This window comes from Pseudomonas mangrovi (assembly GCF_003052585.1).
GTDB classification, from domain to species: Bacteria; Pseudomonadota; Gammaproteobacteria; order Pseudomonadales; family Pseudomonadaceae; genus Aquipseudomonas; species Aquipseudomonas mangrovi.
Window position 1 is genome coordinate 645,335 of sequence record NZ_QASN01000020.1, and the last position, 17,309, is coordinate 662,643.

At 65.0% G+C, this 17,309-nt stretch carries 18 protein-coding genes; 12 read left to right on the top strand and 6 right to left on the bottom strand.

The annotated features are described in order from the left end of the window. Nucleotides 1-94 precede the first annotated feature (94 nt). The 4 genes from DBO85_RS15600 (at nt 95) to DBO85_RS15615 (ending at nt 3,577) form a co-directional block, all read left to right on the top strand. Nucleotides 95-1,675 (top strand): thymidine phosphorylase family protein, encoded by a 1,581-nt coding sequence (locus tag DBO85_RS15600; RefSeq protein ID WP_108108175.1) that lies wholly within the window; start codon nt 95-97, stop codon nt 1,673-1,675. Further along, nucleotides 1,675-2,568, top strand: a complete 894-nt coding sequence (locus DBO85_RS15605; RefSeq protein ID WP_108108176.1) for a ribose-phosphate diphosphokinase — start codon at nt 1,675-1,677, stop codon at nt 2,566-2,568. Before DBO85_RS15600 ends, DBO85_RS15605 begins: the two co-directional genes overlap by 1 nt. Nucleotides 2,569-2,758: 190 nt before the next feature. Beyond that, on the top strand, nt 2,759-3,070 hold the full coding sequence (locus DBO85_RS15610) for a hypothetical protein (RefSeq protein WP_108108177.1): 312 nt from the start codon (nt 2,759-2,761) through the stop codon (nt 3,068-3,070). A gap of 66 nt (nt 3,071-3,136) precedes the next feature. Continuing rightward, a complete protein-coding gene (locus DBO85_RS15615) occupies nt 3,137-3,577 on the top strand; it encodes a hypothetical protein (protein ID WP_108108178.1) in 441 nt (146 codons plus the stop codon). 11 nt (nt 3,578-3,588) lie between these two features. Here the strand turns inward: DBO85_RS15615 and DBO85_RS19820 are convergent, their stop codons facing one another. Further along, on the bottom strand, nt 3,589-5,271 hold the full coding sequence (locus DBO85_RS19820; RefSeq protein WP_108108179.1) for a methyl-accepting chemotaxis protein: 1,683 nt from the start codon (nt 5,269-5,271) through the stop codon (nt 3,589-3,591). 181 nt (nt 5,272-5,452) lie between these two features. On the opposite strand from DBO85_RS19820, the gene DBO85_RS15625 reads away from it, so the two are divergent. The 3 genes from DBO85_RS15625 to DBO85_RS15635 all read left to right on the top strand — a co-directional run bounded on the left by DBO85_RS15625 (nt 5,453) and on the right by DBO85_RS15635 (nt 7,249). After that, the gene (locus tag DBO85_RS15625) at nt 5,453-5,737 is read left to right on the top strand and encodes a hypothetical protein (RefSeq protein ID WP_108108180.1); all 285 of its coding nucleotides are present in this window, start codon (nt 5,453-5,455) and stop codon (nt 5,735-5,737) included. A gap of 52 nt (nt 5,738-5,789) precedes the next feature. Beyond that, the gene (locus DBO85_RS15630) at nt 5,790-6,098 is read left to right on the top strand and encodes a hypothetical protein (protein WP_108108181.1); all 309 of its coding nucleotides are present in this window, start codon (nt 5,790-5,792) and stop codon (nt 6,096-6,098) included. A 185-nt stretch (nt 6,099-6,283) separates the two neighbouring features. Beyond that, nucleotides 6,284-7,249: an endonuclease/exonuclease/phosphatase family protein gene (locus DBO85_RS15635; RefSeq protein WP_108108182.1), complete on the top strand. Its 966-nt coding sequence runs from the start codon at nt 6,284-6,286 to the stop codon at nt 7,247-7,249. Nucleotides 7,250-7,302: 53 nt separating this feature from the next. On the opposite strand, the gene DBO85_RS15640 is transcribed toward DBO85_RS15635, so the two are convergent. Then, nucleotides 7,303-7,566, bottom strand: a complete 264-nt coding sequence (locus tag DBO85_RS15640) for a PepSY domain-containing protein (protein WP_108108183.1) — start codon at nt 7,564-7,566, stop codon at nt 7,303-7,305. 232 nt (nt 7,567-7,798) lie between these two features. Here DBO85_RS15640 and DBO85_RS15645 point away from each other — a divergent pair, with 232 nt between their 5' ends. The 4 genes from DBO85_RS15645 (at nt 7,799) to DBO85_RS15660 (ending at nt 12,882) form a co-directional block, all read left to right on the top strand. Next, nucleotides 7,799-8,122, top strand: a complete 324-nt coding sequence (locus DBO85_RS15645; protein WP_108108184.1) for a hypothetical protein — start codon at nt 7,799-7,801, stop codon at nt 8,120-8,122. A gap of 125 nt (nt 8,123-8,247) precedes the next feature. Next, nucleotides 8,248-11,112 carry a M48 family metallopeptidase gene (locus tag DBO85_RS15650; RefSeq protein ID WP_108108185.1) on the top strand — a complete coding sequence of 955 codons (2,865 nt, stop codon included), beginning with the start codon at nt 8,248-8,250 and terminating at the stop codon, nt 11,110-11,112. Nucleotides 11,113-11,192: 80 nt separating this feature from the next. Then, nucleotides 11,193-11,576 (top strand): MmcQ/YjbR family DNA-binding protein, encoded by a 384-nt coding sequence (locus tag DBO85_RS15655; protein ID WP_108108186.1) that lies wholly within the window; start codon nt 11,193-11,195, stop codon nt 11,574-11,576. A 25-nt stretch (nt 11,577-11,601) separates the two neighbouring features. Continuing rightward, nucleotides 11,602-12,882: a glycoside hydrolase family 3 N-terminal domain-containing protein gene (locus tag DBO85_RS15660; protein ID WP_158268902.1), complete on the top strand. Its 1,281-nt coding sequence runs from the start codon at nt 11,602-11,604 to the stop codon at nt 12,880-12,882. A 3-nt stretch (nt 12,883-12,885) separates the two neighbouring features. Here the strand turns inward: DBO85_RS15660 and DBO85_RS15665 are convergent, their stop codons facing one another. Further along, nucleotides 12,886-14,109 carry a PilT/PilU family type 4a pilus ATPase gene (locus DBO85_RS15665; protein ID WP_177429781.1) on the bottom strand — a complete coding sequence of 408 codons (1,224 nt, stop codon included), beginning with the start codon at nt 14,107-14,109 and terminating at the stop codon, nt 12,886-12,888. 144 nt (nt 14,110-14,253) lie between these two features. Here DBO85_RS15665 and DBO85_RS15670 point away from each other — a divergent pair, with 144 nt between their 5' ends. Continuing rightward, nucleotides 14,254-14,532: a peptidylprolyl isomerase gene (locus tag DBO85_RS15670; protein ID WP_108108188.1), complete on the top strand. Its 279-nt coding sequence runs from the start codon at nt 14,254-14,256 to the stop codon at nt 14,530-14,532. On the opposite strand, the gene DBO85_RS15675 is transcribed toward DBO85_RS15670, so the two are convergent. The 3 genes from DBO85_RS15675 to DBO85_RS15685 form a co-directional block, all read right to left on the bottom strand. Beyond that, entirely contained in the window at nt 14,520-16,208 is a 1,689-nt protein-coding gene (locus DBO85_RS15675; protein WP_108108189.1) for a cation:proton antiporter, read from the bottom strand. The genes DBO85_RS15670 and DBO85_RS15675 overlap by 13 nt on opposite strands. 158 nt (nt 16,209-16,366) lie before the next feature. Continuing rightward, complete coding sequence (locus tag DBO85_RS15680) at nt 16,367-16,648, bottom strand: hypothetical protein (RefSeq protein WP_108108190.1); 282 nt, start codon at nt 16,646-16,648, stop codon at nt 16,367-16,369. 56 nt (nt 16,649-16,704) lie between these two features. Continuing rightward, complete coding sequence (locus DBO85_RS15685) at nt 16,705-17,142, bottom strand: YqaA family protein (protein WP_108108191.1); 438 nt, start codon at nt 17,140-17,142, stop codon at nt 16,705-16,707. Nucleotides 17,143-17,309: the final 167 nt, after the last annotated feature.

Genomic DNA, 17,309 nt, shown 5'->3' on the forward strand with positions numbered 1-17,309 from the left:
CTGTCTCAAGGCATCCCGGAAAAACCCAGCCGAGCGCTTGGCAGGCCCTGTCACTGCGGCTAGAAGGGATACATCCTCCTGCCGAAGTTTCTCCATGAGCATTACCAGCAGTGATTCCCTCTCCGGCGAAAAGGCCCCGGTGCGCCTGAGCCTGCGCCGTGTCGCCATCGATACCTATCGCGAGAACGTCGCCTATCTGCATCGCGACTGCGCCGCCTGCCGCGCCGAGGGTTTCCAGGCGCTGGCCAAGGTCGAGATCCGGGTCAACGGCAAGCGCATCCTCGCCAGCCTCAATCTGGTCGACGATCCGAGCATCGTCGCCTGCGACGAGCTGGGGCTTTCCGAGGACGCCTTCGCTCAGCTCGGTGCCGAAGCCGGCGTCGCCGCGGCCATCTCCCAGGCTGAGCCGGCCGTGTCGATTCCCGCGCTGCACCGCAAGATTGCCGGCGAGCGCCTGCAGCGCGAGGACTTTCAGGCGATCGTCCGCGACATCGCCGAGCACCGTTATTCGAAGATCGAGCTGACCGCCTTCGTGGTCGCCTGCAACCAGGGCGAGCTGGACCGCGAGGAGGTCTACTTCCTCAGCGATGCCATGGCCCAGGTCGGCCGTCGGCTCGACTGGCACGAGCATCCGGTGGTGGACAAGCACTGCATCGGCGGCATTCCCGGCAACCGCACCTCGATGCTGGTGGTGCCGATCGTCGCCGCCCACGGCATGCTCTGCCCCAAGACCAGTTCACGGGCGATCACCTCACCCTCCGGTACCGCCGACACCATGGAGGTGCTGGCCAACGTCGAGCTGCCGTTCGAACAGTTGTCGGAGATGGTCCGCAACCAGCGCGGCTGCCTGGCGTGGGGCGGCTCCAGCGATCTGTCGCCAGCCGACGACGTGCTGATTTCGGTGGAGCGGCCGCTGTCGATCGACTCGCCGGGGCAGATGGTTGCCTCGATCCTGTCGAAGAAGATCGCCGCCGGCTCCACCCATCTGTTGCTCGACATTCCCATCGGTCCCACCGCCAAGGTCCGCTCGATGGCCGAGGCGCAGCGGCTGCGCAAGCTGTTCGAGTTCGTCGCCTCGCGCCTCGGCCTGACCCTGGACGTGGTGATCAGCGACGGCCGCCAGCCGGTAGGCAACGGCATCGGTCCGGTGCTGGAGGCGCGCGATGTGATGCAGGTACTGCAGAACGACCCGCAGGCACCCGACGATCTACGCCAGAAGGCGCTGCGCCTGGCCGGGCGCATGCTCGAGTTCGACCCCGACGTGCGCGGCGGCGACGGCTATGCCATCGCCCGCGACATCCTCGACTCCGGTCGCGCGCTGGCGAAGATGCACTCGATCATCGCCGCCCAGGGCGCCAGGGCCTTCGATCACAAGCAGCCGCCGCTGGCGGCGCTGACCTACGAGGTGCTGGCCGAGCGTGACGCGGTGGTCATCGCCATCGACAACCTGCAGCTGGCGCGCATCGCCCGCCTGGCCGGTGCGCCCAAGGTGCAGGGTGCCGGCGTCGACCTGCTGCACAAGCTGGGCGAGCCGGTACGCTGTGGCGAGCCGCTGTATCGGGTACACGCGGAATTTCCCGCTGACCTCAGCTTTGCCCGCCAGGCCAGCGAGCGTGCCAGCGGCTTCAGCCTTGGTCGTCCCGAGCAGATTCCCAGTGTCTACGTGGAGTTCTGATGCACAGTCTGTTGCTCTATTTCGCCGATGAAAGCGCGCCAGCCCAACGCCTGGCCGAAACCTGCGGGCTGCCCTGTGCACCGATCGAACGTCATCGCTTCCCGGATGACGAACTGCGTCTGCGCCTACCCCTCGAGGGCGACGGCCTGCCCGCGCAACTGGTGCTGTACCGCGGCCTCGACCACCCCAACGAAAAACTCGTGGAGCTGCTACTGGTAGCAGGCGAGGCGCGCAGGCTGGGCGCGCAGCGGCTGATCCTGGTCACGCCGTACCTGGCGTACATGCGCCAGGACATCGCCTTCAACCCCGGCGAGGTGGTCAGCCAGAGCATCATCGGCAGCTTTCTCGCCGAGCTGTTCGATGCGGTGATCACCGTCGACCCGCACCTGCATCGCATCGAGCGACTGGAACAGGCGATCCCCGGCGTCGAGGCGATCACCCTGTCGGGCGCCCCGGTGCTGGCCGAGCTGATCGCCCGCGAGCGCCCCGACGCCCTGTTGCTGGGTCCGGACGCCGAGGCTGCCCAGTGGGTGGCCGCCGCGGCAGCCGGTCACGGCTTCGCCAGTGGTGTGTGCAGCAAGCTGCGGCGGGGTGATCGCCAGGTGGAAATCACCTTGCCGGAGAGGGATTTCGCCGGTCGCCAGGTGGTCCTGCTCGACGATGTCGCAAGCTCCGGGCGAACCCTGGCCCAGGCCACCCTCAAGCTGCTTGCCGCCGGTGCGGCCTCGGTGGACGTCGCCGTGACCCACGCCCTGTTCGCCGGTGACGCCCTGCAGGTACTGCGTGAAGCGGGCGTCGGCTGTATCTGGAGTACCGACTGCATCGCCCACCCGAGCAACGCCATCGCCATGGCGCCCTACCTGGCCGACGCGCTCAGGCCGTTGCTGCGCTAGCCGGGGCCGGTCCTGCATCTGGGCGGTAAGCCGAGCTGCGCGTGTGCTGGTTCACCCTCGCGCATCGGGAGTTTGCGCAACGCATGCGGGAAATCGATGCGCCTTTGCCTCATCATGCGTCGGCGCTTTCGCCAGCCCGGCGAGAGCGCAGTTCAACAGACACCTTCAATACCTTGCCAAGGAGTGCAGCATGGCATTCGGATTTCCCGCCTATCACCGCGAGCGTATGACCCTTCCAGCAACCGACAGCGCTGCCGTAGACATAGTTCTCAAGACGCTGACTGCCTTGTCCTGGCAGTTGCGCCAGCAATCGCCGAACCAGTTGCTCGCTTCCACCAGCATGGGCCTGCGCTCCTGGGGTGAAAGGATCGAGATCGATCTGCTGCCGAACAACGAACTGGCCATCACCAGCAAGTGCGCGCTACCGACTCAGTGTTTCGACTGGGGCAAGAACCGCGCGAACGTGCGGCGGTTTCTCGCCGAACTGCAGGCTCAGGGCTGAGGGCAACCGGCATGCAGGTCCAGGCTGAGAGGCAACTCCACCTCTTCATGGCAAGGGCCAATTCTCATGCGAATTCCACTGGTGCTTGCACTTACCCTGGGTATCGTCGTCATGCGGGCTGAAGCGGGCGGTGACGGCCACGCGCGGCAGCTGTTCATCGAGCAAGGTTCGCCGGAGCAGCCACTGCTGATCAGCGGCCATTTCGACAGCTACGTGGCCTGCGGCTCGCAACTGGCAACCTGGCACGCATTTCCGGCCGGCGTTCGTTTCAGCGTCGAAGCCGATGCCGGGGCGTTTCGCACCACCACGCCGGGGCTGCCGGACTCGATCTCGTTCCACGAGGCCACGATCGAGCGCTACCGGCAGTTGCCCTGCGATCAGCTGCAGCGCAGAACCTTCAGTATCGATCTGGCCGAGACCCACGGCGTCGTGCTGCCGGAAAACGCCACCGATGTGACCATCACTGCCGAGTATCTCGGTGTGCAGTCGAACATCCTCCGCCTGTAGAGCTGTCGCCGTCAGATGCGGAACTGGCGCACCAGCTGACCCAACCGTTCGCCCAGCCCGGCCAGGCTGCGCGCAGTCTGTGCACCCTGCTGGGTCTCGCTGGCGACGCTGTCTACCGCCACCGCGATCTGGTGCACGCTGCGGTTGATCTCCTCGGCGACCGCGGTCTGCTCTTCCGCGGCGCTGGCGATCTGCGCGTTCATCGCATTGATGGTGCCGATCAAATGGGCAATGGCATCCAGCGACGTGCCAGCCTTGTTGGCCTGTTCGCTGGTGACGTCGCCGGCATCGCTGGAGCGGCGCATCGAGCTGACCGCCTGCTCGGTGCCCTGCTGCAGACGGTCGATCATGCCCTGGATTTCCTGGGTGCTCTGCTGGGTCCGACTGGCCAGCGCACGCACCTCGTCAGCGACCACGGCGAAACCGCGTCCGGCCTCGCCAGCCCGCGCCGCCTCGATGGCGGCGTTGAGTGCCAGCAGGTTGGTCTGTTCGGCGATCGAGCGGATCACGTCAAGCACGCTGACGATCGACTGCACGTCCTTCTGCAGGCTATCCAGCGACACGCCGCTGCTGCGGATATCGTCGACCAGGGTATGGATGCGCTGAATGCTGCCATCCACCACCAGCTTGGCCGCCTGACCTTCCTGATCGGTCTTCTGCGCCGCCTCGGCCGCGCTCTGGGCACTGCGGGCCACTTCATGGGCCGCAGCCGACATCTCGTTGATTGCGGTGGCCACCTGGTCGGTTTCGTGGCGCTGGCGATCCATCGCCTGCTCCGAACGCTGCGCCTGCGCCGACACCTGGCCGACCAGCTCGGTGAGTTGCCCGGTCATGTCGACGATCTGGCGGACCAGACCATGGATCTTCTCGACGAAGCGGTTGAACGAGCCGGCCAGCTGGCCCAGTTCGTCGTCGCTGTTGATCGGCAGGCGCCGGGTCAGGTCGCCCTCACCGGCGGCGATGTCGTCCAAGTTGTTGCGGATCTGCTGCAGCGGACGCAGGAAGGCGTTGCTGAACATCACGCCAAGGACTCCAAGGACCAGCAGCAGGATGACCGCCACCACCAGGATGCTGGTGATGATGGTGCCGATGCGCTCATCGATCTCCGCCTCGACCTGGGCGATCTGCGCGTCGATACCGTCCAGATTCAGCGCGGTGCCCACCGCCATGTCCCATTTCGGCAGGTAGAAGCTGTAGGCCAGCTTGGGCACCATGACCGACTCGTTGCTCGGCAGCGGCGAGGAGTAATTGACGAAATAGGTGTTGTTCTTGGCGACGTTGACCAGCTCGCGGTTGACGTAGACGCCGTTGGGGTCGCGGCGGTCAGCCAGGCTCTTGCCGACATCCACCGAGCTGTCGCTGCGAAACAGCCGCACTACGTTGGAATCGTGGCCGAAGAAGTAGCCGTCCTGGCCGAACTTGATCTTCGACAGAATGGCGATCGCCTCATCCCTGCTGGCCATGTCGCCGGGGGAGGCATTCTGGTAGAGGTGGTTCACCGCACCGGTGGCGATCTGCATGTAGTTCTGCAGCTCGCTGCGCTTTTCCGCGATCAGCCGCTCGCGGGTCTCGGCCACTTCCTCGGCAGCCAGGCTCTCGAGCACCTTTGCCGCGGTTCCACTGATGACCAGGGCAAACAGGATCACCGGCACCAGGGCCAGCAACATCACTTTGGTTTTCAGCGTCAGGCGCATCTTAGGTCCCTCTAGGGTCGAGCCGAGCGTGGAATCGGGTTATCGGCAAGCAGGCGCGCAGGTTGAGCGCGCCTGTTGGCGCTGAATCAATCTCGGTGTAGCGCGACAGATATCTCATTTGCGTGGCACGCAGCGAGCTCGATCCCGGCTACTCTCGCCGCAGGACTCAGGGAGACTCGACATGGACGCTTTTCGCTATCTGCTGGCCCTGCTGCTCTGCCTGCTCGGCTTCTACCTGATCTTCGATCTGTTCGCCCACGGCTTCTCGTTCACCGTGCTGCTGGCGATGCTCGGCGCCTTTGTCGCTGCGCACCTCGTCAAGCCACGACGAACCGACGACCAGGACGCCAACGCCCTGTTGGAGCTTCTCGACCTGTTCGTCGACTGGCCGTTCCGACTGCTTTCGGCCGGCCTTCGCAGCCTCGGCCGAAATGCTGGCAGCAGCGACCTAGGCGACTTCGACTGACGCACGCCCTCCCCGCAGCCCCTTCCCACTCGCAAGACAAGGAGCAATACCGATGAAGACCTTACGCCTCGCTGGCCTGACACTGCTGCTGGCGCTGTCGACGACGGCCCACGCCGAACAGAACAACACCTGGTATGCCGGCACGACCCATCAGGGCGTGGTACTGACCCAGGGGCTGGCATGGCACTGCAGCGGCGGCGCCTGCGTGCTCCGCGGCCCCTATGGCAATGGTCTGAACATGCAGGTCTGCAAGGAGTTGTCGCGCAAGGTAGGCGGGCTGGACTACTACTACAACGACACCGGCATGGTCTGGAGCGAGACCGAGAACCGCGCTCTGCTGGCGCAGTGCAACAGCCGCTGACTCGCGCGTCGCTGTGCTTTGCCTTCCTCGCAGAGCGGGCACTTCCGGGATTCCGTCCGGTCACAGGACGGTAGAAAATCCCGTCGGGGCAGGTGCAAGCCCAGGCGTTTTCAACCAGGACGGTTGAGGAACGGCTGGGCGGCCGCTCCTGCAGAAGTAACCTTTAGCCACGCAAGGAGCATTCGATGAAGGTGATCTGCTGGAACATCCAGAAGAACAACGCCACCAATATTCGCGCCGACCTGATCTGCGAAGCGCTGAAGACCACGCTCAAACCCGGCGAGCCCTGGCTGCTGGCCATTCTGGAAAACAAGTCCGGTGGCGACAGCGTCGGCCAGGAGCTGTCCACCGGGCTGGGTGGCAGTTGGTTCCAGACCGCGCCTGCCGGCGGGGGCATCCATACCCGTGAGAATGTCGTACTGGTGGGCGGCAACTGCCACTATCGCTGGCATGACACCGATACCAGCTGGCAGGCGATGTTCGGTGGCAAGTTCAATCTGCAGTTCTTTGCCAATGTCGCCTCCGCGCAAGCCAAGGCCGAGACCAGTCGCTCGCGCGCAACCACCCACCAGGCGACCGTGGCCACCGCGCGCCGCGAGACGCCCTGGGATCCGGGCAATTGCCGCAACCCGGTGCTGGTCGGGGTTAACGATGGCGGCCGCGACTATCGCTTCGGCTTCGTCCACTCGCCCGGCCCGCAGGAAGGCGTCAGCTACAGCGACCATACCTACGCGCAGAGCTATTTCAGCTGCATCATGGAATCCTTGCAGCATCGGGGCCTCGACGGCCTGATGGGCGATTTCAACATCTATGGCTCGGAGCCGGCGCGGATCGACGGCGGGGCCCTGCAGGACGTCTCCATCGATCTGGGTGGCACCACCTTCAAGAAGACTACCGGCAGCGTGGGCGACTCTCGCCTGGACCGGGCCTACCTCCACTCGCGCTACGCGCTGCATTCTCAGGTCGGGCTGGTCAACGGCACCATCGATGCGAGCGACCATGTTGGCGTCTGGGTTGATCTGGCGACCTGCGGCGATTGTCTGCATGCCCTGGCAGAGGCTGCCGAACAGTCGTCGGATGGCTGGCAACATCTGATGGCGCCAGTCAGCGCTGCGTCCTCTTCCACCAGCAATGCGATGGACCTGTCCTGATCGACCGACGTTGCCCGTCCTTTGCAGAGGGGCAACGTCATCAGCCAGCCGAATCAGTCTTCCTTGTCCAGGGTCACCTGGCCGGTCTTGCCGTCGATCTTGAACTCATATCTCTTGCCGTCCTGCTTGAGCCCCTTGCCCTCCCAGCTTTGGTCATCCGCTTCTATCGAGTGGATCTGGGTATAGCCGGCATTCTTGGCGGTGCTGATGGCTTCTTCGATGGGGATCCAGTCGGCTCCCGGCTGGTCGGCATAGGCGGCGCCAGAGGCGAGCAGAGCGGCGCTCAGGGCTGCCGCGGAAAGGGATTTCAGATGCATGTCGTTATCCTTTTATGGCCTTTCGTAGACGGGGCATTCGTGACCCGTACCCGTTTTACGAACTCCGCTTCGCTGCAAGAGTTCCCAAAAAAAGCCAGACCCTCGGCCACCGCCGGTGCCCTCGAAAAGGGGGCTGGCGAGAATTCCGGCACGTGCTGACACCCGACAGACTGGAAATGGCCAGCATGGCCACTAGAGTGCAAACTGGACTTCCGTTCATGGATTACCGGTAATGCATATCCGTCTTCGCGGTGCCCTGCTATTGGCAGGCTGCTTTCTCCTCTACGCGATGCTGTTCACTTCCGCGCTGCTCCATGGCTTCGATGGCAGCGGTCTTGCGACGACCCTTCTCGGCCTGGTTCTGATCTGTGCGTCGGGTGCCGTGGCCCTGATCGGTTCGCTGGAGCTGCTGACCGGCATCGCGTTCGCTCACCTGTCGCAGCGCTGGTCGACCCTGAGAGGCGGTCGCCGGGCATTGTTCAGCCTGTTGCTGGTCGGCATCTCCCTGGGCCTGCTGCTGGCCGGCGTGCTGCTGTTCCGCTGGCTGAACGTTTGAGGCTCGACAAGGGGAACCTGATCACTTTTCCGACGTGCGCCGATTGAGTCGGTACGCACGTTTTGTTTCCATCGCCCGACCCGCAGATCGCCTGGCGTGGACCTACAGCACAAGGATGTCGTCGCATGGAAAACTTCTACCCCGCAGGCCCCGCCCAGGTGCCGGCCGCACTGACCCGCCCCAGCAGCGCCTACAAACGCCAGGCGTGGCTGGCGATGGCCAGTCTGGCGCTGTTCGTTGCGCTCTATTTCGCCCTCAGTATCTGGTTCGGCTGGACCGCCTGGCGCATGCTCGGCGCACTGGCTGCAGGCGGCAAGCCCGACCCGCTGGGCATCATCACGGGGGCTGCCTCGGCGTTTTTATGCATCTTCATGGTCAAGGCGCTGTTCTTCGTCAACCGTGGCGGTGCCACCGACCAGCACGAGATCCGCGAAAGCGATCAGCCGCAACTGTTCGCCTTCCTCAACCAGTTGGCCGATGAGGCCGGAGCACCACGACCGCATCGGGTGTTCCTCTCCGCCCGGGTGAACGCGGCGGTGTTCTACGACCTGTCCCTGCTGAACCTGCTGTTTCCCTCGCGCAAGAACCTGGAGATCGGTCTGTCGCTGGTCAACGTGCTGACCCTGAGCGAGCTCAAGGCGGTGCTGGCCCACGAGTTCGGCCACTTCGCCCAGCGCTCGATGGCGATCGGCAGCTGGGTCTACATCGCCCAGCAGATCGCCGCCCAGGTGGTCTCCAAGCGCGACGCACTGGACAAGCTGCTGGCGTTCATCTCGCGCATCGACCTGCGTGTCGCCTGGATCGGCTGGGGCCTGTCGCTGATCGTCTGGTCGATCCGCTCGCTGCTCGACACCGTTTTTCGTCTGGTGGTACTGGCGCAACGCGCGCTGTCGCGGCAGATGGAGTTCCAGGCCGACCTGGTGGCCGTCTCGCTGACCGGCAGTGATGAACTGGTGCATGCCCTGCACAAGCTGCAGTCGGCTGACGATGCCTGGGACCGCGCCCTGGGCTTTGCCAACGACCAATACCACCAGGGTCGCTCGGTGGACGATCTGTTCGCCGTGCAGACGCGGATCATCGAGCGCCTGACGCAGATCCTCAACGACCCGACCTACGGCTCGGTACCCGCCTCCGCCAGCGCTACGCCGGAACAGCGGCGGATCTTCAGCAGCGGCTTCGCCCAGCCGCCGCAGATGTGGTCCACCCACCCCGCCAACTGTGACCGGGAGGAGAACGCCAAGCGCGTCTACCTCGCCGCGCCCCACGATGCCCGCAGCGCCTGGTGCCTGTTCCAGAACCCCCAGGCGCTGCGCCAGGAGCTGAGTCGCGAGCTGTTCGGCAGTGCCCAGCTGCAGAGCGTGCCCATGGAGCAATCGCTGCAGACGCTGGATGCCAGCTACGCACGCCGTCGCTACGCCTCGGAGTACCAGGGCGCCTATCTGGGGCGAGCACTCGCCCGCCACGCCAGCAGCGCCGATGAGCTCTATCCGCCGCGCCCGGCAGTCTCCGACCTGCACCAGGCGCTGGCGCAACTCTATCCGGCAAGCCTCGCCCATGACCTGCTGCAGCTGCGCACGCTGGAAGATGAGCGCGGCCAGCTCGAAGCCCTGCGCGACAAGGTTTACCGCGCCACCGGCGGAAATCTGGTGTTTCGTGGCCAAACGGTAGCCCGCCGCGACCTGGGCGGCCTGATCGAGCAGGTCGCTGCAGAAACCGCAGCCGTGCGCGAACGTATCCACGCGCATGATCGTCAGTGCCGAGGCGCCCACCTGGCCGCTGCGGCGGCCCTCGGTCAGAACTGGGATCGCTATCTGATCGGCCTGCTGCAGGTGCTGCACTATGCCGAGCACAGCCTCGCCGACCTGCAGGACGCCCAGGGCCTGCTCGGCAATGTGGTCGCCGTAGTGACGGCCGATGGCAAGGTCAGCTCGCGTGAACTCAAGCGCCTGATCGTCACCACCAACGAGATCTATCGGGTCCTCAAGACGATCCACCATGACAAGCATCAGTTGCTGCTCGACAGCGCACTCTGCGAGCGCCTGGAGATCGAGTCCTGGGCCACAGCGCTGGAGGACTTCACCCTGCCGCCGGCCAACGAGAACAACATCAATGACTGGATGAACGTGATTGACGGCTGGAGCAACAGCCTGGCGGCGCACCTGGCCAACCTGAGCGCGGCGACCATCGAGCAGTTGCTCAGCTGCGAGACCGAGCTGGCCGCCCATGTGCGCGCGCAGACCACCCCCCAGACCGCTCCGCAACCCTCCAGCGTGCCGCCACAGTACCCGGTTCTGCTGCCTGGCAAGGAACGCAAGCGACAGAAGAAGCTTGGCTGGTGGGATCGCTTCCAGATCGCCGACGGCGCCCCCGCCACCCTCGCCCGCCTGCTGGTGGCGCTGACGATAGTCGCACTGGTACTGGGCGCCGGCAGTCTGGCCAAGGTCGGCACGCCGATCACCGTGTACAACGGTCTGGGGACGCTGGTGACTGTGGCTATCGACGAGCGTCAGTACACGCTGATGCCCTTCACCAGCATCACCCTCAACGTCGAACTCAAGGAGCAACCCAGCGTCAGTGCACACAATCGCGACGGCGAGCTGATCGAGCAGTTCCAGCCGACGCTGGGTTCGCTTGGCGCACACCAGGTCTACAACGTCGCCGGTGCCAGCCCACTGGTGCGCTGGACCGCCTCCTACGGCAGCGCGCGCGAAGAGGAACCCAGCTTCATGGGCGCGCCGCGCTGGAGCCAGGTCAGTGTCGACCACTATTTCAGCGATCCACCCAGCACGCTGAAGACCAAGGGCAGCGGCGGAACCCGGCGAGTGTTGAGTGGCGCAGGCGACGTGGCACCGGACGAACTGCTGCAGATGGCCAGCGACGAGCAGGAGGCGCGGCGGATCATCGAATTGCGGGCACGCTGGGATGCGGACAGTTCCGCCCATCGGCAGACCTGGCAGGACTACGCGACCAGACTGCAGGCCGCCGAGTAGACTGCCGCCACGCGGAGACCCCGAGCTGCTGACGCGCGCCCAGGTAACGAGTCTCTTGCCATCGAGTTAACGGAGTGGCCATGACCGAAACACAGATCAAGGCCCTGTTGCTGGCGAAGCCTGAGGCTGCAGAGGACTATCCATTCGGCCCCGAGGCGGCGGTATTCAAGCTGCAGGGCAAGCTCTTCGCCCTGTTGTTCCGCCAGCAGGGCCAGCTCAAGCTGAACCTCAAGTGCGATCCCGAGGAAGCGCAGATGCTGCGTGACGTGTTCGCCTCGGTCGCCCCCGGTTACCACATGAACAAGCGCCACTGGAACACAGTGACGCTCGATGGCTCGCTGCCGATTGGCGAGATTCAGCGGATGCTCGACAATTCCTACGCGCTCATTCTGCGTAGCCTGCCCAAGGCCGTGCGTCTGGGCCTTGAAGCGCGTCATGGGCGCGATGCCCTCTATCCCGACTGAAATCCCCACCACCCAAGGACAACGGATGTTGCGCGTTACCCTGCTGGCTCTTCTCTGGCTGCTCAGCCTGATCGCGGTTTTCTGGACGCTCAACCTCAAGGACCCGCACCTGCTGCCGTTCCGTGCGCTGGAAAGCTGGGTGCTGCTCGCCTGCTGCCTGCTGCTGGCGGCCCTGCATCTGCTGCAGCGCGGTAAACCGGCGCGGCTGCTGGGCGTCGGCACACTCCTGGGTTGCATGCTGCTGGTGGCGCTCGCCGAATACCGTCTGCAGGCGCAGAAAGCCCTGGTGCAGGAAGCCCGCATCGACGCCGCACAGCAGCTCGGCGCACACCTGCTCATCGGCTACCGGCAGTTCGAGGAACTGCGCCCGCTGGTCAGTCAGGGGCTGATCGGCGGCGTCTTCGTTACCCGGCGCAATCTGCGCGGGCGCGATCTGGCGGCGCTGCAGGCGGAAATCCGCGAGCTGCAGACCCTGCGCCAGAGAGCGGGTCTGCCGCCGCTACTGATCGCCGCCGACCAGGAAGGCGGGATGGTCGCGCACCTCTCACCACCCCTGCAGAAGCGCCCTGCCCTGGCCAGTCTGGACGCTGCCGATGACAGCACCCTGGAACAATTGGCGCAGGACTACGGCCGCGACCAGGGCGCCGAGCTGGCCGCGCTGGGGGTAAATCTCAACTTCAGTCCGGTGGTGGATCTCAGGCAGACGCACGCCAACAACCGCCTCGACTTCCATAGCCGGATCAGTCAACGCGCCATCTCCGATGATCCGCAGCGCACCCTGTTGGTCGCCCGTGGCTATGTGCGCGGCCTGGCCAGCCAGGGCGTGCACGCCACGCTCAAGCACTTTCCCGGATTTGCCGGGGTCGTCGGTGACACCCATCACTTTTCCGCTCACCTCGGCACCCCGCTTGCGACCCTGCGGGCCCGCGACTGGCTACCGTTCCGTGAGGTCGCAGGACAGAGCCAGGCACTGATGATGCTCGGCCACGTGGTGCTCGATGAACTGGACGCCGAGCAGCTGGTATCGACCTCGCAGAAGCTGGTGCAGGGCGTGATACGCGGCGAGTGGCAGCATCAGGGCGTGCTGATCACCGACGACCTGAGCATGGCTGCGGCCTACAACCGCGGCCTGTGCACGGTGGGCGTGGACGCCCTGAATGCCGGCGTCGACCTGCTGCTGGTGTCCTACGATCACGAGAAGATCTACCCGCTGCTCGACTGTCTCGACCGCGCCCGTGCTGACGGCCGCCTTGACTTGCAGCGTCTGCAGCAGAGCCGCGCGCGGCTGGATCGCCTGGCGCGCTGAGACTCACTGACCCGGCTGGCGGCCCGGCTCCTGCGGCGGTTCTTCTTCCGGCAGTTCTTCCAGGGTCAGTTCCAGCCCCCAGGAGCTGGCGTCCTTCACCGCCGCCGGGCTGCTGCTGGGCGGCGGCGCGCTGCTGGCTGCAGGCGCGGCCGGAACGCTTGCCGGGTTGTCGCGGTGCAGCTTCAGCTTGAGCCGCACGTTGTTCGCCGAGTCGGCATTCTTGATCGCCTCTTCCTCGCTGATCACGCCCTCTTGGGCCAACTCGATCAACGCCTGGTCGAAGGTCTGCATGCCGAGGGTACGCGACTTCTCCATGACCTCCTTGATCATCGCGAAGTCGCCACGCTTGATGATGTCGCTGATGGTTGCGGTGCCCAGCAGCACCTCTACCGCCGCTCGGCGCTTGCCGTCGGCGGTCTTCACCAGGCGTTGGGAAACGAAGGCCTTGAGGTTGTTGCCCAGGTCGTTGAGCAGCTGCGGCCGGCGCTCCTCGGGGAAGAAGTTGATGATCCGGTCCAGCGCCTGGTTGGCGTTGTTGGCGTGCAGCGTGGAGATCGCCAGGTGTCCGGTGTCGGCGAAGGCCAGCGCATGCTCCATGGTTTCGCGGTCGCGGATCTCGCCGATCAGGATCACGTCCGGTGCCTGGCGCAGGGTGTTCTTCAGCGCGGCCTGGAAGCTGCGGGTATCCACCCCCACCTCGCGCTGGTTGATGATCGACTTCTTGTGCCGGTGCACGTACTCCACCGGGTCTTCGATGGTGATGATGTGCCCGCCGCTGTTGCGATTGCGGTGGTCGATCAGCGCTGCCAGCGAAGTCGACTTGCCCGAACCAGTGCCGCCGACGAAGAGCACCAGGCCGCGCTTCTCCATCACCGTCTTGAGCAGCACCTCCGGCAGCTTGAGGTCTTCGAACCTGGGGATGTCGAGCTTGATGTTGCGCGCAACGATCGACACCTCGTTGCGCTGTTTGAAGATGTTGATGCGGAAACGACCGATCTGCGGCAGCGAGATCGCCAGGTTCATCTCCAGCTCGCGCTCGAACTCGGCACGCTGTTCGGCATCCATCACGCTCTCGGCAATGCGCGCGACCTCGCCCGCCTTCAGCGGCTCGGCCGCCAGTGGCTTGAGCAGGCCGTTGAACTTGGCGCAGGGTGGCGCGCCGGTGGAGAGGTAAAGGTCGGAGCCATCCTGGGTCGCCAGGATCTTGAGCATTGCGGAGAGGTCCATCGGCACGCTTCCATCTTCTTGAAGGTATCAATCTAGGCCAGCCTGGCACGTTTGCCCGGCAGAATCAGCCTGAAAACTGACGCCATTCTGATGGCGCAACAAAGACTGGCACAATAGCGCTCCCGAGTATTTGAGGACCCCGTCATGCCAAAGGCCATGGCCCGCCACATTCTGGTCAAGACCGAAGCCGAAGCGGCCGCACTGAAGAAGCGTATCGCCGCTGGCGAGGCATTCGACATACTGGCGCGCAAGCACTCGACCTGTCCCTCCGGCAAGCGCGGCGGCGACCTGGGAGAAGTGCGGCCGGGGCAGATGGTACGGGCGGTCGATCAGGTGATCTTCAAGAAGCCGCTTCGCGACGTGCATGGGCCGGTGAAAAGTCAGTTCGGCTACCACCTGATCCAGGTGTTCTATCGCGACTGAGTCCCTGACACGCCCCCTCGCTCAGCAGGCTTCGTCAGCTCCTCGGCAAAGCAGCGCGCAGCGTAATCCGCAGCGTCGTTGAACGGGTTGAGCACCCTCTCGACCCCCGCCGCATCCAGCGCTTCGGCATGCAGCTCATCGCGCACCACACCCGCGATATGCCCCTCGAAACCGGCATGCTTGAGCGCATTGAGGAAGGCACGATTGGACTCCCACTCGGGAAAACTGGTGATGACCCAGCTGGCGTGCGCCAGTGGCAGCGATTCGAGAAAGTCGGGGTCTTCACCATCGCCGAAGCGCACCGGCAAGCGCTGCTTGCGCAGGCTGCGAATAGCCTCGGGATCGAAGTCCACGCCGAGTACCGCGACGCCTGCCGCCTTCAATTGCTGCAGCAGACGCGAGCCGTAGCGGCCCAGGCCGAAGACGATGATGTCCGGCTGAGCCGCCTTGCCCCGGGACGTAACGTCCATCTCGCGGAACGGCCGGCGCCGCTCGAAGATGCTCATCCACGGCGCCAGTCGCTCATACAACGGGTGCGAGAAGATGATCATGTAGGTCGAGACCATGATGGTCACCAGCCCGACCAGCGTGGTCAGGCCCAGCGCGCCGGTGCCGACATGGCCGAGAGTGATGCCCATGGCGACGAAGACGATGGAAAACTCGCTGATCTGCGCCACCGTCAGCCCGGCAAGGAAGCCGGTGCGTTTGCGATACCCCATGTAGCCCATGATCGCCATCACGATCAGCGGGTTGCCGATGAGCACGAACACCGACAGTACGACGGCCGGCAGCAGCTCCTCGCCGAGGGTGGAAAAATCCAGTTTCGAGCCCAGGTCGATGAAGAAGAACAGCAGCATGAAATCGCGGATGCCGGTCAGACGCGCGTTCATCGACTCGCGGTAGGGCGTGGAGGCCAGCGAGAAGCCGGCGATGAAGGCGCCGGCCTCCTTGCTGAACCCGGCCCACTCGCCCAACGCCGCAAGGCCGGTGCCCCAGGCGATGGCGAAGATCAGCAGCAGCTCCTGGGAGCGCGCCATCGATGCCGTCAGGCGCGGTAGTACGTAGCGCATCAGCACGAACATCAGCAGTCCCGCCGCGCCCAGGCGCAACAGCAGAGAACCGCTGACCTCCAGCGCAGTGGAATCCTCGGCACCGCGCAGCGCGCTCATCGACATCATCGCCAGTACCACGGCGAGGTCCTGGACGATCAGAAAGCCCACTGCAATCCGGCCGTGCAGCGAATCCAGCTCGCGCTTGTCCGAGAGCAACTTGACCACGATGATGGTGCTGGAGAAGGTCAGCGCCACGGCAACGTAGAGGGCCTCCATCATGTCCTTGCCCAGCAGCAGGACCAGGATGAAACCGAAGACGATGGTGAAAGCCAGCTGACCAAGCCCGGTAGCAAGCGCCACCGGGCCGATGTGGCGGATGTGGTGCAGATCGAGCTTCAGTCCGACCACGAACAGCAGCACGGTGACACCGATCTCTGCCAGCAGACTGATGTGGTCATGGGCCGTGACCAGACCCAGAACGGCTGGCCCGACGACGATGCCGACCACGATGTAGGCGATCAGCACCGGCTGGCGCAGGCGCACGGAGATGGCGCCGGCAACCGCCGAGACGAGCAGCAGCAAGGCGAATTCTGCGAACGGACCATGGCCCTGCAACATTTCCATCGTGGCGCTCCAGCTGACGATCTTCGACAGAACGGCTCCGCCGTCTCCAGCCACGAGCATGGCGACTGGGTCGCGGCAACGTCAACGGCGTGGCGGCTGCTGCGAAGCCAGTTTCAGATCAATTCATCAGACAGGGGGCCATTGCAGGTTGCGGATCTTCAGTTGCCAGAACCGCGCTCCTCTTCTGCAGAGGGTTGCTGCCCCCGCTCCTGCCGTTCCAGTTGCGGCAACCGCGGCGCCGGAACGTTGCTCGGCGCGGGCGGCAGCTTCTGCAGCAACGGCGGACTCTGCGAGGGCCCGGTCGCCGGCACCGGCAACGGACGAATCGGCGGATTTCCATAGGGTTGCGGCGTGGCGGTGCCGGGGCTGCCGGCAGCGTTGTCCAGAGCCAGCGCCAGGCTGGTGGTGCAGAGCAGGAGTAGCGCAAACAGCGTTTTCATTTCGGCCTCGGCGATCGGGTCATGCGCAACGGTAGACCTGCACCGGCGGCTTTCGCTCAGAACCAGCCGGCGACCACCGCCGCCAGGATCAGATAACGCCCGCCCTTGGCCAGCGTCACCAGCAGCAGAAAGCGCCACAGCGGCTCACGCATCATCCCGGCCACCAGGGTCAGGGGATCGCCGATCAAGGGTGCCCAACTCAACAACAACGACCAGTAGCCCCAGCGCGCATAGCTGCTGCGCGCCCGCTCCAGCTGCGCGGCGCTGGCCGGAAACCAGCGGGCGTTGCGCCAGCGTTCAATGGACCGGCCGATCAGCCAGTTGAGCAGCGAGCCCAGCACGTTGCCCAGACTGGCGACGAGCAGCAGTGCCCAGGCCGGCTGCAGATCGGCCAGCAGCAAGGCGACCAGCGCCGCCTCCGACTGCATCGGCAACAGCGTCGCTGCGCCGAATGCGGCGGCGAACAGCCCCAGATAGACAGAAAGCTCGAGCAATGCGGACCAACCCGGCGGATCAGAAGGCTGGCAACGCTGCCACGAAGCGCCGGCAATTGCACGCGCAGCGTCCCTTACCAGGGCCTGCTCGGCTCTTGCTGCGGCGCACAGCCTTCGACCGGGCAGCAAAGTCGCCGGCAAAGCGCTACAATCGCGCCCTTTTTGCG

Bases quoted from the DNA above. Each gene is read 5' to 3' on its own strand.
- DBO85_RS15655 (WP_108108186.1), top strand. From the start codon at position 11,193: ATGACCGAAACACAGATCAAGGCCCTGTTGCTGGCGAAGCCTGAGGCT.
- DBO85_RS15645 (WP_108108184.1), top strand. From the start codon at position 7,799: ATGCATATCCGTCTTCGCGGTGCCCTGCTATTGGCAGGCTGCTTTCTC.
- DBO85_RS15640 (WP_108108183.1), bottom strand. From the start codon at position 7,566: ATGCATCTGAAATCCCTTTCCGCGGCAGCCCTGAGCGCCGCTCTGCTC.
- DBO85_RS15670 (WP_108108188.1), top strand. From the start codon at position 14,254: ATGCCAAAGGCCATGGCCCGCCACATTCTGGTCAAGACCGAAGCCGAA.
- DBO85_RS15615 (WP_108108178.1), top strand. From the start codon at position 3,137: ATGCGAATTCCACTGGTGCTTGCACTTACCCTGGGTATCGTCGTCATG.
- DBO85_RS15675 (WP_108108189.1), bottom strand. From the start codon at position 16,208: ATGGAAATGTTGCAGGGCCATGGTCCGTTCGCAGAATTCGCCTTGCTG.
- DBO85_RS15600 (WP_108108175.1), top strand. From the start codon at position 95: ATGAGCATTACCAGCAGTGATTCCCTCTCCGGCGAAAAGGCCCCGGTG.
- DBO85_RS15650 (WP_108108185.1), top strand. From the start codon at position 8,248: ATGGAAAACTTCTACCCCGCAGGCCCCGCCCAGGTGCCGGCCGCACTG.
- DBO85_RS15660 (WP_158268902.1), top strand. From the start codon at position 11,602: ATGTTGCGCGTTACCCTGCTGGCTCTTCTCTGGCTGCTCAGCCTGATC.
- DBO85_RS15635 (WP_108108182.1), top strand. From the start codon at position 6,284: ATGAAGGTGATCTGCTGGAACATCCAGAAGAACAACGCCACCAATATT.
- DBO85_RS19820 (WP_108108179.1), bottom strand. From the start codon at position 5,271: ATGCGCCTGACGCTGAAAACCAAAGTGATGTTGCTGGCCCTGGTGCCG.
- DBO85_RS15605 (WP_108108176.1), top strand. From the start codon at position 1,675: ATGCACAGTCTGTTGCTCTATTTCGCCGATGAAAGCGCGCCAGCCCAA.
- DBO85_RS15630 (WP_108108181.1), top strand. From the start codon at position 5,790: ATGAAGACCTTACGCCTCGCTGGCCTGACACTGCTGCTGGCGCTGTCG.
- DBO85_RS15625 (WP_108108180.1), top strand. From the start codon at position 5,453: ATGGACGCTTTTCGCTATCTGCTGGCCCTGCTGCTCTGCCTGCTCGGC.
- DBO85_RS15665 (WP_177429781.1), bottom strand. From the start codon at position 14,109: ATGGACCTCTCCGCAATGCTCAAGATCCTGGCGACCCAGGATGGCTCC.
- DBO85_RS15610 (WP_108108177.1), top strand. From the start codon at position 2,759: ATGGCATTCGGATTTCCCGCCTATCACCGCGAGCGTATGACCCTTCCA.
- DBO85_RS15680 (WP_108108190.1), bottom strand. From the start codon at position 16,648: ATGAAAACGCTGTTTGCGCTACTCCTGCTCTGCACCACCAGCCTGGCG.